Raw genomic sequence first — 16,102 nt, forward strand, 5'->3', positions numbered from 1 at the left:
TAGTTTGAGTTCATAATATCAATTAAAATAAGTCTTTTTTATATCGGGTTAAATTCACAAAACTTTAATAATTGTTGTGCGTGTTTTAAAAAAGTTTTCAAATAAATTCATTTTTTCAAAAATGAATTTATTCTGATTTGGTCTGTTGTGATTGTCTTAAAAAATCGGTTCCGGTCATGTTATTTTCTTCTTCAATATACTGTTGTGCTATTTTATTCAAAATTAAGATACTGATACGGCGATTAGCATCTTTACTGTAATTAGGATTGTTTAAATTCACTGTATCGGCAAGTGCAATAATTCGAATAATTTTATTTGAGTCTAATCCACCAGCTATAAGCTCTCTTCTTGATGAATTAGCTCTATCTGCAGATAGTTCCCAATTGCTATATCCTCTATCACCTGTTGTATATTGGCGTTCATCAGTATGGCCTGACAAGGTGATTTTATTTGGTAAGGAATTGATAATCGGCGCTAATGCATGCAGAATTTCTTGCATATTAGGATCAATGGTTGTACTACCAATATCAAACATGGGTTTATCATCTGAAGCTAAAATTTGAATCCGTAACCCCATTTCAGTTAATTCAATAATAAGATTAGGTGCTAATTTCTTTAGGCGTTCATCAATTTCAAAAATATCATAAATTTTACGTGCCGCTTCAATCATCTGTATTTTTTCAAGTTGCTGTTTCTCAACTTCATTCTGTGATTGGGTAAAATGATAGCTTTTTTCTTCACCAAGTTGTTTACTAACATCATCCCCGCCACCAGGAATCGGACTTTCACTATCGCTAATATTTTTACCGCCATTGTAGCCAAGAATTAAAGGGGTTCTAAAGTATTCAGCAATACCTTTCAGTTCTTGAGGGGTAGATGTAGAAATTAACCACATGACTAAAAATAGTGCCATCATTGCGGTCATAAAGTCGGCATAGGCGATTTTCCACGAACCGCCATGATGTCCACCACCATGCCCTGATTTTTTCTTTATAATTATTCTTACAGATTTATCTTTCATTATTCTTTATTTTCATTTGGATTAGATTTTTTGTCTTTAACTTCTTGTATGTATTTTTCTAATTCAAAGAATGATGGCCTTTCATGAGAAAATAATGTTTTTCGCCCAAATTCAATACAAATTTGTGGCGCATAATCATGCATGCTGGCAATAAGTATTACTTTAGTACATTCTAGAACTTTCACTGTATCGGCGTTTCTTTGTTTTAATAAAGCAGCTAATGGCGAAACAAAACCATAAGCAAGCAAAATTCCTAAAAAAGTTCCTACCATAGCATGAGCGATAAGCTCACCGAGTTCACTTGCTGGTCTATCAGCTTGAGCAAGTGTATTAATTACGCCCATTACAGCAGCGACGATCCCAAATGCTGGTAGACCATCACCAATCCCTGAAATGGCATCTACAGGTTTTTCAAGTTCGTGGACAAATGTTTCAATTTCTTCACTCATCAGTGTTTCTATTTCAAATACATCCATATTGCCACTAATCATAAGACGTAAGTAATCAGTGATAAAATCACAAATTCTTGGATTAGCTAAAATAAGTGGATATTGTTTAAATAATTCACTTTCATGCGGATTATCAATATCTGATTCAATGGATAGCCCTCCACTTTGGCGAATCTTCGTCAAAATGGTATACATAAAATTAATGAGTGTTAAATATAGATTCTTATTATATTTGGATGTTTTAAACAATTGACCTAAAGACTTAAGTGTGGCTTTTATTGTTTTTTGTTCATTACTAACAATAAAAGCGCCTATTGCAGCACCACCAATAATCAGTAATTCGAGTGGCTGAAATAGTACAGCTAAATAACCACCACTGAGTACATAACCAAGTAGCGCCGAAGCGATCACTACAATATATCCTATAATTATTAGCATTGACTTTCTTCTTTCTCCATAAAATAACGAACGGCTGAATTGCTTTAATATTTATTTAAGCAGTGATCTGTTTGGCAACTGATGAATTTAAATAACTTGGTTTCGATAACACTTTCATGCATTTTTCGTCATTTTCTTTTTGTGTCTTATTATTTTTATCCGCCCTTGACGGAGGCTGACATAAACTGCAAGTAAAAGTATTTTGTGGATGATAAGCGTGTGTAATAAAACGTCCACGACATGCGTTACAACATGATTGTTGCATTATTTTCCTTTCGACAAATTTGACTAATATCCACGCTCTGGTTAATCCTAAAACAGGTTTATCCTTATGTGATAAAAATTGGCATTGCTCTAAATAAAGTTGATAGGCTTTTAAGATAGTTTGAATGCCTGATTTTAGACCATTTTTAACTAAATAAGAGTATGCGTTATAAAAAATACTCGCATGGATATTAGGTTCCCATGTCATAAACCACGAGGTTGAAAACGGTAATAAACCTTTAGGTGGAGGACATCCTTGAATCTCTTTATAAAGCTTTATAAGTTTATTTCGACTTAAGTTGGTTTCACTTTCCAGCATTTGGATTCTTCCACCTAGGGAAATCAATTTGATAGCGAGTTGAGTTTCCTCATATTTTTGGATAATACTTGTACTTGTCATCTTAGTTCCTTAGCTACTTATTGATTGAATCTAATAGCAAACTTGATAAAAGAATTCCTGTATGCATCTGTTTAATATCACCAATGCGAGATTCTTCAGTAAGTTTTTTCATCATTTCAGCATTTTCAAATCGTAACTGAAAAGTTAATTGATTTGTTTCTGATAGAATCAACATTTGAGAGGTGTTTAAACGGCTAAGTATATCTGCCGTTTCTTCATCAATACCTAATCGATACATTGCCATGACTTTGTCTTTCTCAATCATTTTCTGGCTTAATAGTAGTGTTGATAGATTCAAATGATGTATACATTTTAGAATATCGTCATCTAATAAATTTCCCAATTTAGTCACCAATCTATATTTGTAATTTTTCGCATAAAAAAACGAAAAATTAGTGAAATTAAACTAATTTCGTTTTTTTATGCTTAAAATTACATTTTTAAACGCAAAAGGTCAATAAAAAAATAATTTCAATTATTTTTTATTTTAATTACACTTTATTTTGATTGTTTTTTTATTTTTTCTAAAAATTAATTTTACTTTGTATTCTTTTGATAGCTTGGCTATGTAATTGGCTCACTCTTGACTCACTAATATCCATTACTTTACCAATCTCTTTTAAATTGAGATCCTCTTGGTAATAAAGTGATAAAACAAGTTTTTCTTTTTCTGGTAGTTTTTCAATTTGTTGAATAATTGTATTACGAATTTCCTCATCTATTAGTGCTGAAAAAGGATTATTATCTTCATCACATTTAATAATGCTATCAATGTTATCACCCAATTTTTTATGAATTTCATCATACGAACATATTTGGCTATTATTTGAATCTAATAAAATTTTTCGGTATTCGCTTATAGGTAGTTCTAAGTATTTAGCAATCTGATAATCACTAGGAGGTGTACCTAACTTCTGTTCTAATTCATTAATTGCTGTTGTAACATCTCTAATTTTCTTACGGGTTTGTCTTGGCAACCAATCACGACTACGTAGTTCATCAAGCATTGCTCCTTTAATTCTTGGTATGGCAAATGTAGCAAAAGTATTACCTTGAGATGAGTCATAACGTTTTATAGTATCTAATAAACCGATATAGCCAACTTGTAATAAATCATCAAGCTCGACTGTTGCAGGTAAACGAACTGCTAATTTTAAAGCTTCATTACGCACTAAATGAATATATTGCTGCCAATCGATTTGGTGTATTACACCGCGTGAGTTATATAAGCTATCATCCATTTTTGAACCAATGTTAAAAAAAATGTCTAACATTATTATGACGATGGTTAGCAAATTTAATGGGTTGAATAAAGGGCTAAAAAATAGCTAATTATCATTATTAGCCATAACAGCATTATAAAATGCCGTTATGGTTATATGACAGGGTTATAATAACTAAAATGAGAAACAGAATTATTGCAATAAAGAAAGTACAGATTGAGGTACTTGGTTAGCTTGTGCTAATACTGAAGTACCTGCTTGTTGTAAAATTTGACCTCGAGTCATGTTTGATACTTCTGTTGCATAATCAGCATCTTCAATACGGCTACGTGCAGAACTTAAATTATTGACAGTATTATTGATATTAGTTACAGTTGATTCGAAACGGTTTTGTACCGCACCTAGTTGCCCTCTTAATGCATCAATTTTTGATAATGCAGAATCAATTGTTTTTAATGGATCTTCTGTTGGTGAATCAGATACGTTAAATCCATTTAAACCAAGTTCAGTGCTATCAATTTTTTTCAAATTGATTTCAATAGTTTCGCCATCATTTGCACCAACCTGAATTTTAAGTGTTTTATCTTCAGATAATACTTTAGAACCATTGAAATCAGTTTGGTTAGAAACACGATCAATCTCATCTAGACGTTGATCAATTTCATTTTGAATTGATACTAAATCACTTTCAGAGTTGGTACCATTTGCTGCTTGAACAGTTAATTCACGAATACGTTGTACGTTGTTGTTGATTTCGTTTAATGCACCTTCAGTAGTTTGTGCAAGTGAAATACCATCATTTGCATTACGAGCAGCTTGTGTTAATCCTTTGATGTTTGATGAAAAACGGTTAGCAATTGCTTGACCTGCTGCATCATCTTTTGCGCTATTAATACGCATACCTGATGAAAGGCGCTCAATAGAAGTACTAAGAACGCTTTGAGAATTGTTAAGGTTATTTTTTGCCATTAAAGACATTGTATTTGTATTAATTACTTGTGCCATTTTTATCTCCAATAATATAAATATTAAAATCAACAAGATGTTTAAATTTAATTCAATATTCTTGTTGACAAATAACTTATCGGTAACAAAATAGGGAACTTTAATATTTTTGATGATTATTTTTTTATGGTAGCAGTTTGGTTGCAAATTAAAACTGATATTATTAAATAAATCATAGTATTATTTATTTGGAAATAATTTCCCGATGATTTTTTATTCAAAAAATAGATTGCCATCAATTTATTAGATAAATATTTAAAGGAAGACTAAATTTTTTTGATTGTCAGCCGATATAAACAATATTGAATAATTGTTATAGGTAGATTAAATCATGGCAATGAGCGCACTAGGTATTGGTTCTGGAATCGATCTTAATGGTATTTTAGATCAACTAGAAGTGGCCGAAAAAACACGTTTAACCCCAATTACAACTCAACAAAAAGCAATTAATGCGAAAATTAGTGGTTTTGGTAAATTAAAAAGTGCATTAACAACATTTAATACTGCAACGGAAAAACTTCAAAAAAAAGAGCTTTTTCAAAGCCGAATAGCAACAGGAAATGACAATTATTTTTCGGTAAAAGCAAATAGTAAAGCAGCATTAGGTAATTATACAGTTACAGTTGATCAATTAGCGACATCTCATGGTATTGCTACATCGACGATCAATGATAAAAATGCTAAGTTAGGTAATGATAACCAAACGCGAACTATTATTATTGAACAAACGAATGGTCAAAAACTTGATATAACCTTATCTCAGGATGAGGTATCTTTAGAATCAATAGCAAATGCCATTAATAATGCCAAAGTTACTAATGAAGATGGAACAACCAGCTCTTCAACAATAAATGCTGCCATTATTCGTTCTGGATCAGATGGTTATCAATTAGTTATCACATCGAAAGAAACAGGTGAGCAACAAAGCATTACTTCTATCTCATCTGATGATGAGAAGTTAAACGATATTATTGGGTTTGATATTAATCAACCAAACAATAGCCATATGACTGAAGTTTCAAAAGCGCAAGATGCTAAATTTTCGTTTAATGGTATTGCCATAACAAGTAGTTCTAATACTGTCAAAGAGGTCGTTGCCGGTGTTGATATTACATTAAAAGCAACTACAACAACAAGTCAAAATTTGGTAATAACCGCAGATGATGAAAAAGCCGAAGAAGCAATTAAAGAATGGGTAGAGGCATTTAATCAGTTACAATCCACAATATCAACATTAACCCAGTTCACCACTGAAGAAAAAAATTCCAAGGAATTAAATAGCAGTAATGGTCCGCTTGTTGGGGATGCAACATTGCGTAATATAGATCAAAGCATTCGTTCGATATTTTCTAAAGGACAATCCGGCGAGTTTTCGGTATTAGCCCAAATAGGTATTAATATGGACAAGAATGGTACGTTAACTATTAATGAAAATGCTTTAAAAAAAGCATTAAGTGAAAACAGTGATGCAGTCGCAACACTGTTTACTGGTGACGGTAAAAACACAGGAATTGCAAATGAAGTTTTTGCTAAAGTCAGTGGGTTTATTGATAGTGATGGTATGATTGATTCAGCAACTAATGGTTTGAATGCAACATTAAAGTCATTAGATAAACGCCATGAACAAGTGAGCAATTCTATTGAACAAACTATTGAGCGTTATCGGGTGCAATTTACCAAATTAGATATTTTAATTAACGAGTTAGATAGCATGAGTAATTATTTAACAACTCAATTTGATATGATGGCAAATTTAAAAAAATAGAGAATAGTAATGTATAAAATGGGCTCTCATGCTTACGAGCAAGTGAATTTAGAAACGCGTATTAGCCAAGCATCCCCCCATCAATTGATTGTTTTATTATTTGATGGAGCACTTAATGCAATTAAATTGGCTAGCTTATATATTCAAAAAGGTAATATTGTTGGTAAAGGTAACGCAATTTCTAAAGCGATTAATATTGTTGATAATGGTCTTAAAAGCTGTCTAGATTTAGAAAAAGGCGGTGAAATTGCTGAAAATTTAGATCGTTTATATCACTATATTAGCCAACAATTGTTATTGGCTAATTTGCATAATGATCAAGAAAAATTACAGACTTGTTTCGATTTACTTAACAATATTGCTGAGTCGTGGCGTGAGATTGCTAAGTAAAAAAGGATGATTATGCAAGGAAATAATTTATTAGAACAATACGAACAATTCAACTATGTTGTTGAACAAATGTTAATTAATGCACAGAATGAAAACTGGGATTTATTGTTGAGTTGGCAGGCGAAATACCTTCAATTATCGAAAGGTATTATGTTGGTTGATGATTTTTCGAAAATTGAAAACATGCCATTGCAACATCAAGACATGATTCTAATGTATATCAAAAATATACTTAGCTATCAACAGCAGTTAACCCAATTAATGATTACTCGTCATTCTCAGCTTAGAGGTTTAATAGGTAAACATGTTGATTATCATAACAAAGTAGGAAACTACCAAAAAATTGCGAGTTTAGTATAAATTTTAGAAGCGTTTGGTTCGGGCCTTATTTTTCATAATAAGGCCATGAAAATCTGTTACTGTGTTGATTAAATATATTATTTTATGCCAGAATAAATAATCATACATAAAACAACCGCACAAAAAATATCTCTTTTTATTTATTATCTAATAGAGGCTATGAATTAAACATTCATATTCATAATTTCTTGATAAGCAGCAACCAGTTTATTGCGTACTTGAATACCAAACTGCAATGAAACCGATGATTTTTGCATATTAACCATGACCTCATTCAATGAAATATTTGCATCTCCCATTTCAAAAGCTTTAGCTTCATTATTTGTTTGTATTTGTAGTTGACTGATGTTATCTAAAGCGGTTTTTAATTCTGAAACAAAGTTTTTATCTGCAAAATTCGTTTTTGAGGAAATTGACGTTGATTCATTTAAATCATCAAGTTTAAATGAATCTAATATGTTGATTGTATTCATTTATTGTGTTTATTTTTCTGTTTTTTGTTAATGTGTCGCTAAATTTATCATAAAAACTAAAAAACAAAGGGTCTAAGTAAGGGAAAAAGTGCACGCTTTTCTTGCCATTGAATTTTTTAAATACATGGATAATAACGAACAGAGTTAATCTAAATAGTTTAGAGTCAGGGTGCCAATGGCTAGTCAAACAGTCAATAATAAAGGTGAATCAATATTAAATAAGTTGCCTTTTATAAATCAACTAAAACAAAACACCAAAATGGCATTGTTAATTGCAGCTGTAATTATAATAGCCATTATTAGTTTTATTTATTTATGGGCTAAAGATGAGTCTTATGCAGTTTTATTCAGTAATTTAAATGATAAAGATGGTGGTGAAATTATTAGCCAACTTGATAAGATGAATATTCCTTATCAATTTTCGTCTTCTGGTTCCACAATCTTAATTCCACAAGATAAAGTTTACGATACCCGATTACGTATTGCTCAGCAGGGTTTACCAAAAGGTGGGGCGGTAGGTTTTGAATTGCTCGACAAAGAAAGTTTTGGTATGAGCCAATTCAATGAACAAATAAATTATCAACGAGCTTTAGAAGGCGAATTATCCCGAACAATATCCATCATCAGTAGTATTGATGATGCTAGAGTGCATTTAGCGATGCCTAAACCTTCTTTATTTGTCAGGGAAAGGAAATCTCCTTCTGCATCGGTGGCGTTAACGTTATTTCCTGGGCGATCGTTATCACAAGGTCAAATCGATGCCATTATCCATTTAATTTCCAGTAGTGTGCCAGAATTACAAGCAGATAAAGTGACCATTATCGATCAGCATGGTCACCTGTTAACTGGTGAAGGTTATCGTGATAGAAACACAAATGTTGCTCAACTCGAATTTGGTGAGCGAATTGAAAATAATATTCGTGAACGAGTAGAAAAAATTATCACGCCAATTTTGGGTAAAAATAATGTCAAGGTACAAGTGAATGCTGATATTGATTTCAGTCGACAAGAATCAACATCAGAAACTTATGATCCTAATAGTGATATTGCTAATCAAACTATTCGCAGTAAGCAACAAGTAGAAAATCGTCAATCAGCTAAAGGCTATGGTGTAGGTGGTGTGCCAGGAGCTTTGTCTAATCAACCTGTACCTGCATCTAGCGCGCCAATCGATGAACAAGAATCGACTGAAAAACACGATAAGCAAGGAAATTACAGCTTGCAATCAAATAATACCGTTAATTTTGAAGTAAATAGAAAGGTTATACACAGTCAAATACCTGAAGGTCGTATTAAACGTTTATCGGTTGCTGTTTTGGTGAATTATAAATTTGTTACAACCGAGCCAGATAATGTTAAATCTGAGGATGTTGACAGTGATAATGACAATGACAAAAACAAGTCATCTTCCATAACTGAGCAATGGGTAAAGCTAGATAGTGATGAACTGAAAAATATTGAAGCATTAGCCCGTCAGGCAATGGGTTTTTCTGATTTACGTGGTGATAGCTTGACTGTTGCAAATTTGAAATTTACCGATCAAACACTTGATGACAACGATAATATGGCATTTTGGAAAACTTCTGAATTTTATGATTCTGCTAAAACAGTAATTAAATATCTAATTTATATTATTATTTTATGGTTTGCGTGGCGTAAGGTTTTACGTTCGGTATGGATAAAATTACAACGTAAATTCCTTATTGATAATGGAGAATCATTAGTTTCTCAATCTACCGTAGACGATACATTAGATTATAAAGCTCACAGTAAACAACAGCAAAAAATATTTGAAGATAATACGCAACAACAACAGCATATACGGAAAATTGTTGAAAAAGAACCGCGTGTAATGGCACTAATTATTCGTAATTGGATAAATAAGGAGGACACTGAGCAATGATATTAAGTGAATCTCAAAAAGTAGCTGTGATTTTAATGGTGTTAGGTGAAGGGTTAGCGGCACAAGTTATGCAACATCTTAACCATAAAGAAGTGCAACAAATTAGTAGTGCGATGATGTCATTACCTCAATTTTCTCAAGAACAGTTGAAAGGTATACTTAACGAGTGCCAAGTTGCTCTTGAAGAATGCGCTGTTTTAAATACCGATCCAGATGGTTACTTACGTACAATATTGGGTCGATCTCTTGGTAGTGAAAAAGCCGAACGTTTACTGGATGAATTATTAGATACAGGAAAAGAAGAAGCAACCGATGGTCTTGAAATGCTTAACTATGTCGATGCTACAAGAGCAGTTGATTTGGTCAAAAAAGAACATCCACAAATTATTGCAACTATTTTAGTTCATCTAAATCGTGATTTAGCGGCAGAAATTCTAAATCTATTTGATGATGAATTACGAAACGATGTCATGTTACGTATTGCAACTTTTGGAGGAGTAGAGCCTTCTGCACTTCAATTACTCTCAACTTCATTATCGACTTTACTACATGGTCAAAATATCAAACTTAATAATCTTGGTGGTATACGTACTGCGGCAGAAATTATTAACTTAATGAAAACGCAGCAAGAAGAGCAAGTTATTAATGCATTGCGTGATTATGATGGCGAGTTAACCCAAAAAATTATTGATGAAATGTTCTTATTTGAAAATCTTGTTGAAGTGGATGATAGAAGTATTCAACGCTTACTTAAAGAAGTCGATAATGAAATATTAATAATTGCATTGAAAGGTGCATCGGTTGAATTACGAGAAAAACTATTGAGTAACATGTCACAGCGAGCGGCATCTATCTTACGTGAAGATTTAGAAAATAGACCTCCTGTACGTTTATCTCAAGTTGAAACTGAACAGAAAAAAATACTGGCTATTGCTCGTCGATTAGCAGAAAGTGGTGAAGTGATCCTAAGTAGCGGTGATGATGAATATGTGTAATCGGCCAGATAGATTAAATTGGGAACCATTAAGTTTTCAAGATTTCTCTTTACCCGAATTACCGAAATTAAGTAAAAATGAAGTTGCTATAAACGTTGGAACTGATGATCCTGAAACAGAACTAACTGCTACCGAGATAGATAATGTTGTAATTGAACCAGAGTTAAATCAGGCACAACAGTTAGAGCAATTAAAAGAAGAGGTAAAAAAACAGGCTTATCAGGACGGTTTTAATTTAGGTCAACAAGAAGGTTTCAATGCAGGTAAGCAAACTGGTTATGATGAAGGATATCAAATTGGCGAGCAAGAAGGGCGCCAGTTCATTGAACAACAACTTAATGAAGAAAAATTAAATGCCGTTCAAGCTATAGCTAATTTAATAGCTAATTTTCAAAATTCGATTAACGAGATCGATGAATTAATTGTTCCTAAACTGCTTGATTTAGCATTGATTGCTGCGCAAAAAACAGTAGGCACGATACCAAAAGCTAAGCAAAAACAGCTTATATATACCATAAAAACATTAGTTGAACAGTGTTCAGTCTTGTCTGAACCTATTGCATTGCATCTTAATCCAGCTGATTTACTGTGGTTAGAACCCATGCTGAATGATGAAATCAGTCAACATCATTGGCAACTTATTGCCGATTCTAACGTAGAACAGGGTGGATGCAAGATATTTACCGAAACTAATGAAATTGATGCAAATATCGATCAACACTGGCAAATAATGTCTGATAGCTTAAAAGAGGACAATCATTAACGTGAGATATTCTGCACAATGGCTAAATAAAATTGACCAAGCTACACAACAACTTGAATCACTATCACTAATCCGCCAATATGGAAGATTGATTAAAGCATCGGGACTTGTGCTAGAAGCTATTGGACTAAAGTTACCTTTGGGGTCTAACTGCTTGGTTGAACGACAAACCGACGGTCGAATTGAGCCTGTTGAGTGTGAGGTAGTTGGATTTAGTGATAAAACACTTTATTTAATGCCATTTGAATCAACTGACGGTATTTTATTAGGGGCTCGAGTCTATACTAAGCAATATGATCTAACACATTTTAACCATAAAGTATTACCTATGGGAATGGGATTATTAGGTCGAGTGGTTGATGCTATGGGAAACCCCTTAGATGACAAACCATTACCTGAGCATATTGAGTATGCTGGATTAGCCAATAAATCCCTTAATCCACTACAACGGACTCCTGTTCATCAGGTTCTTGATGTTGGTGTCAGAGCTATAAATGCCTTGCTAACCGTTGGCAAAGGGCAACGAATGGGCTTATTTGCTGGATCAGGGGTTGGTAAAAGTGTCTTACTAGGCATGATGGCTCGTTATACGCAAGCGGATATTATTGTTGTCGGTTTGATTGGTGAACGAGGTCGAGAAGTTAAAGACTTTATCGAAAATATTTTAGGCGAAGAAGGATTGGCTCGAGCGGTTGTTATAGCAGCACCAGCGGATGTTTCGCCATTATTACGCTTACAAGGAGCGGCATATGCAACAAAAATTGCTGAAAACTTTCGTGATAAAGGCTTTAACGTTTTATTGATTATGGACTCTTTAACTCGTTATGCTATGGCACAACGAGAAATTGCTTTAGCAATTGGTGAACCCCCAGCAACTAAAGGTTATCCTCCATCAGTCTTTGCAAAGTTACCCGCATTAGTTGAAAGAGCTGGCAATGATGAAGAAGGGAAAGGCTCAATTACTGCATTTTATACGGTATTAACCGAAGGTGATGATCAACAAGATCCGATTGCAGATTCGGCTCGAGCAATTTTAGATGGACACATTGTTTTATCTCGATCTCTTGCTGAATCAGGACATTATCCAGCTATTGATATTGAGGCTTCAATCAGTCGCGTAATGACAGATCTTACTGCTCCTGAAGATGAAAAAAAATCTAGATTATTTAAACAATTATTTTCAAGTTTTCAACGAAACCGTGATTTGATTAATGTTGGTGCTTATGTATCTGGCACAGATCCATTATTAGACAGAGCAATAACGCTATATCCTGCTATGCAAAAATTTTTACAACAAGGTATTAATGAACATTGCTGTTATCAAGACGCTTATCAACAATTAGCGGCCATTGTTGAGCCACAATTAGCTCGTTAGGGAAATATCATAATGAATAAAAATCCTTCGCAACTTGCATTTTCAACATTAAAAAAATTGGCGCAAAAGTCGGTAGACGATAACTTGATAAAACTAAAAAAAGCAAATGAAAATCATCAAAATGCACAATCACAGCTAAATGTTTTAAATAATTATTATGTTGAATATCAACAAAAATTAAATAATGCCTTATTTGAAGGTATTAAAGGTAGCGAGTTAAACAATTTTAAATCGTTTATTGCTTCAATTGAACAAGGTATTGAGCAACAAAAAAAACTATTGTTATCGTTAGATATTAAACAAAAGCAAATTACAAATCAGCTTAATCAATCACAAAAAAGCTTAAACACATATACCACACTATTAAATAAGCAGTATAACCAATATTTGCAACGACAAAATCGGTTACAGCAAAAACTGACAGATGAATTTGCGCAGTTACAATTAGCAAGGAGAGTATTAAATGAATGTTAATCTTATCAATGGATTGAACCCTACTGTTTCTCATCAATCAGATCTTGTTGAAACCAATTTAACGAATAATGGTAATGATTGCTTTCAACAATTATTACAACAAAGTGAAAATCAAACCGAACATAATAAAAAAACAGTTAATGCCAAATTAAAAGGTATCGATGATGCGCAAGAAGATAATGATCATAATGTTGAAATATTAATTACGGAAATTTATCCCTTTAATATACAAACACCAATAGCACAAGATAGTGATATAAAAATAGATCAAAATACTGAAACATTAAATGTTAATTTATTCGATGGATCATCATCAGAAGTGGTAATCGATGAGCAAGCAACGCATTTACTTACTTCTATTTATGACAGTGAAGATTTAATTAATAAAGTAACATCACAAACAGAAATAAAAACTAAACCTGTGGATAAAGGAACGACAAATATTAAAGATAATATTAATAATTTTGCTAACTCAAAAAATGAATCGCATAAAGCTAGTGAATTTATGCAGAAAGTAGTGATAAATCAAGTCCAATTAATAAATAATTACGATGATGAAGGACAAATGGCTACTAATCAAGAGCCATTTTTGTTAGCCAATACCAATGGACAAAACCAGCTATTATCACAAACTAGTATTAGCGCAAGATCAGCGACAATAAATTTACCTACACAAAATATTATGCAGTGGCAAACTTCATTAACTGAACAAATTATTATGCTTAATCGTCAAGGTATTCAAACTGCCGAAATAAAATTACATCCACAAGAGTTAGGCTCAATGTACATTAAGCTTGCAATGAATGATGATAAAATGAATCTTCATATGATGGCTGCACATAGTGCTGTTAAAGGTATGTTAGAATCGGCTTTACCTTTTTTAAGAACATCATTAGAAGATCAAGGTATTACACTAGAGCAAACAAATATCGGTGATTTTTCAATGATGAATGATTCAAAACAATCTGATACACCGCAACAAACAAAAAGCAATCAAACCCAGAAAGTCGTATCACTTGATGTAATAGACGATAGTATTGAGCAATCTCTAGTTGAAAGTCGATCAATTAAATCTAGACTTAGTATATTTGCTTAACTAATAAGATTATTATTTTTTGAGCAATTTTATGTTTTAAATCAATTGAAACGTTTAAATAGGTAATGTTTTGTTGCCTATTCTTCAAATCAATTTAAAAAATATGATTTATTATTCTTGTAACTATACCTAATTAATGGGTTATAAATCTTTTTAAATTTATAGAGACAAGAATAAATATGCCTACCACGAAAAAAAAAGTAAGTGTTTTAAATCTGATTCTTATTCTTATTACGTTGTTAGCGATAAGTGTTGCGGCCTATTTGTGGTTTCAAAATCACTCACAAAGTACAACTAAAGCACAAGAAGACCCCGAAGTTACGTCACCGGTATTTTTAACATTAAAACCGTTTACTATTTCATTACCTGTCTCAGAAGATAATATTGAAATTAATAAAATCATTTATATTGGAATAGTTTTGCGTATCGCTGATGAAGATCAAAGAACGGTGTTATTAGATTATTTACCAGAAGTAAGAAGTGACGTGCTACTTTTAACTTCAAAACAGTATGTCAACAAACTAAAGCAAGAATCGGGAAAAGTTGATTTACAAGAACAGATAAAAAATACCTTATCAAGACAATATGATGCAAAACATTGGGTAAAAGTTGATGAAGTTCTATTTACTGATTTTATTATACGGTGATTGCTATGCCCAATAAGATAGAGCCCATAACGGATTTAAATGAAAATAGTGATGCTGTACAACTATCTGATAGTTTTGTTAACGATGTTGACGATAGCAGTATTGATGCTTCTTCTTTTTCGTTACCTTCTGGTAAAAAGGTTAATGTTAAACCTTATGATTTATCGGTAAAACATCGCTTTATTCCTGAACGATTAACCGCATTAGAAATCATTAATGAACGTTTTGCTCGTCAGTTTAGAATTGGGCTATTTAATAGATTGCGTCGCAATGCTGATGTAGTTGCATCGCCTATTGAACCACAAACATTTGAGGAATTTTCTGATATTTCATTGGAAAACCATTTAAATTTAGTTCATCTTAACCCATTAAGAGGTTCAAGCTTATTTTCATTTTCACCTGAATTAGTCTTTATTATCGTTGATTCATTATTTGGAGGAGACGGGCATACAACTAAAATAAAAACACAAGGACGAGAATTTACCCACACCGAACAGCAAATCATAAAACGAGTATTAGAATTAGCATTAGTTATTTATCAAAATGCATGGGCTGATGTATACCCAATTGAAACCGAATATATTCGCTCTGAAATGCAAAGCAAATTTACCAACATTACCAGTTCACCTGATGATGTCGTGCTAACAACAAACTTCAAAGTCGAAGTGGGTCATAGCAAAGCAACATTTTGCATTTGTATCCCTTATTCTATGGTTGAACCAATCAAAGAGTTGCTAATAAAGCCGCCTATCGAAGAACAGACTTATCAAGATGATAATATCTGGATGAGTTCATTAACCACTGGAATTAAACAATCATCTGTCGAATTAGTTGCCAATTTTACCCATATTCATACAACTGTTGAAAAACTGTTGGCGTTAAAAGTTGATGATATTTTAACAATTGAAAAACCAACAAATATAGATGTAACAGTTGGCGGTGTACCAGTATTAAAAGGCCATTACGGTAAAGTAAATAAACAGTATGCAATTCAAGTAGAACAGGTCATTAATCCTGTGATAGAACAACTGAATGAGGGAGTGTTCAATGACTGACATTAT

General features: G+C 32.7%; 18 protein-coding genes. 11 read left to right on the forward strand and 7 right to left on the reverse strand.

Going from position 1 to position 16,102, the window contains the following annotated elements:
- Positions 1-127 precede the first annotated feature (127 nt).
- The 6 genes from motB to A9G38_RS00340 form a co-directional block, all read right to left on the reverse strand.
- Positions 128-1,021, reverse strand: a complete 894-nt coding sequence (motB, locus tag A9G38_RS00315; RefSeq protein WP_051634098.1) for a flagellar motor protein MotB — start codon at positions 1,019-1,021, stop codon at positions 128-130.
- Positions 1,021-1,908 carry a flagellar motor stator protein MotA gene (gene motA, locus A9G38_RS00320; protein WP_034909474.1) on the reverse strand — a complete coding sequence of 296 codons (888 nt, stop codon included), beginning with the start codon at positions 1,906-1,908 and terminating at the stop codon, positions 1,021-1,023. The genes motB and motA overlap by 1 nt, the downstream gene beginning before the upstream one ends.
- Positions 1,909-1,963: 55 nt before the next feature.
- Positions 1,964-2,572 carry a flagellar transcriptional regulator FlhC gene (flhC, locus tag A9G38_RS00325; RefSeq protein WP_051634099.1) on the reverse strand — a complete coding sequence of 203 codons (609 nt, stop codon included), beginning with the start codon at positions 2,570-2,572 and terminating at the stop codon, positions 1,964-1,966.
- A gap of 13 nt (positions 2,573-2,585) precedes the next feature.
- Positions 2,586-2,915 (reverse strand): flagellar transcriptional regulator FlhD, encoded by a 330-nt coding sequence (gene flhD / locus A9G38_RS00330; protein WP_034909475.1) that lies wholly within the window; start codon positions 2,913-2,915, stop codon positions 2,586-2,588.
- Between the two features lie 181 nt (positions 2,916-3,096).
- Positions 3,097-3,846 (reverse strand): RNA polymerase sigma factor FliA, encoded by a 750-nt coding sequence (locus tag A9G38_RS00335; RefSeq protein WP_238552610.1) that lies wholly within the window; start codon positions 3,844-3,846, stop codon positions 3,097-3,099.
- 141 nt (positions 3,847-3,987) lie between these two features.
- Positions 3,988-4,800, reverse strand: a complete 813-nt coding sequence (locus tag A9G38_RS00340; RefSeq protein ID WP_034909477.1) for a flagellin N-terminal helical domain-containing protein — start codon at positions 4,798-4,800, stop codon at positions 3,988-3,990.
- Between the two features lie 331 nt (positions 4,801-5,131).
- Here A9G38_RS00340 and fliD point away from each other — a divergent pair, with 331 nt between their 5' ends.
- Genes fliD through A9G38_RS00355 form a run of 3 tightly spaced genes read left to right on the forward strand, consistent with a single transcriptional unit; the run spans position 5,132 to position 7,315 of the window.
- Complete coding sequence (fliD, locus tag A9G38_RS00345; RefSeq protein ID WP_051634100.1) at positions 5,132-6,565, forward strand: flagellar filament capping protein FliD; 1,434 nt, start codon at positions 5,132-5,134, stop codon at positions 6,563-6,565.
- A 9-nt stretch (positions 6,566-6,574) separates the two neighbouring features.
- On the forward strand, positions 6,575-6,955 hold the full coding sequence (fliS, locus tag A9G38_RS00350; RefSeq protein ID WP_034909484.1) for a flagellar export chaperone FliS: 381 nt from the start codon (positions 6,575-6,577) through the stop codon (positions 6,953-6,955).
- 12 nt (positions 6,956-6,967) lie between these two features.
- Positions 6,968-7,315, forward strand: coding sequence for a hypothetical protein (locus A9G38_RS00355; protein ID WP_034909487.1), 348 nt, complete (start codon positions 6,968-6,970; stop codon positions 7,313-7,315).
- 164 nt (positions 7,316-7,479) lie between these two features.
- On the opposite strand, the gene fliE is transcribed toward A9G38_RS00355, so the two are convergent.
- Positions 7,480-7,788, reverse strand: coding sequence for a flagellar hook-basal body complex protein FliE (fliE, locus tag A9G38_RS00360; RefSeq protein WP_034909488.1), 309 nt, complete (start codon positions 7,786-7,788; stop codon positions 7,480-7,482).
- A 175-nt stretch (positions 7,789-7,963) separates the two neighbouring features.
- Here fliE and fliF point away from each other — a divergent pair, with 175 nt between their 5' ends.
- From fliF to fliM, 8 genes are all read left to right on the forward strand, one after another.
- Positions 7,964-9,691, forward strand: coding sequence for a flagellar basal-body MS-ring/collar protein FliF (gene fliF / locus A9G38_RS00365; RefSeq protein ID WP_051634101.1), 1,728 nt, complete (start codon positions 7,964-7,966; stop codon positions 9,689-9,691).
- Positions 9,688-10,686 carry a flagellar motor switch protein FliG gene (gene fliG, locus A9G38_RS00370; protein WP_034909489.1) on the forward strand — a complete coding sequence of 333 codons (999 nt, stop codon included), beginning with the start codon at positions 9,688-9,690 and terminating at the stop codon, positions 10,684-10,686. Before fliF ends, fliG begins: the two co-directional genes overlap by 4 nt.
- The gene (locus tag A9G38_RS00375) at positions 10,679-11,449 is read left to right on the forward strand and encodes a flagellar assembly protein FliH (RefSeq protein WP_162162636.1); all 771 of its coding nucleotides are present in this window, start codon (positions 10,679-10,681) and stop codon (positions 11,447-11,449) included. Before fliG ends, A9G38_RS00375 begins: the two co-directional genes overlap by 8 nt.
- Positions 11,445-12,824 (forward strand): flagellar protein export ATPase FliI, encoded by a 1,380-nt coding sequence (fliI, locus tag A9G38_RS00380; RefSeq protein WP_034909495.1) that lies wholly within the window; start codon positions 11,445-11,447, stop codon positions 12,822-12,824. The genes A9G38_RS00375 and fliI overlap by 5 nt, the downstream gene beginning before the upstream one ends.
- Positions 12,825-12,836: 12 nt before the next feature.
- Entirely contained in the window at positions 12,837-13,298 is a 462-nt protein-coding gene (fliJ, locus tag A9G38_RS00385) for a flagellar export protein FliJ (protein WP_051634102.1), read from the forward strand.
- A complete protein-coding gene (locus A9G38_RS00390) occupies positions 13,288-14,394 on the forward strand; it encodes a flagellar hook-length control protein FliK (protein WP_034909496.1) in 1,107 nt (368 codons plus the stop codon). The genes fliJ and A9G38_RS00390 overlap by 11 nt, the downstream gene beginning before the upstream one ends.
- Before the next feature lie 179 nt (positions 14,395-14,573).
- Positions 14,574-15,041: a flagellar basal body-associated FliL family protein gene (locus A9G38_RS00395; RefSeq protein ID WP_034909500.1), complete on the forward strand. Its 468-nt coding sequence runs from the start codon at positions 14,574-14,576 to the stop codon at positions 15,039-15,041.
- Positions 15,042-15,046: 5 nt separating this feature from the next.
- Positions 15,047-16,096: a flagellar motor switch protein FliM gene (gene fliM, locus A9G38_RS00400; RefSeq protein WP_065561663.1), complete on the forward strand. Its 1,050-nt coding sequence runs from the start codon at positions 15,047-15,049 to the stop codon at positions 16,094-16,096.
- The last annotated feature ends 6 nt before the right edge of the window (positions 16,097-16,102 follow it).

Origin of the sequence: Gilliamella sp. Imp1-1, assembly GCF_001690415.1 — a bacterium.
In the GTDB taxonomy this organism is placed as follows: domain Bacteria; phylum Pseudomonadota; class Gammaproteobacteria; order Enterobacterales; family Orbaceae; genus Gilliamella; species Gilliamella bombi.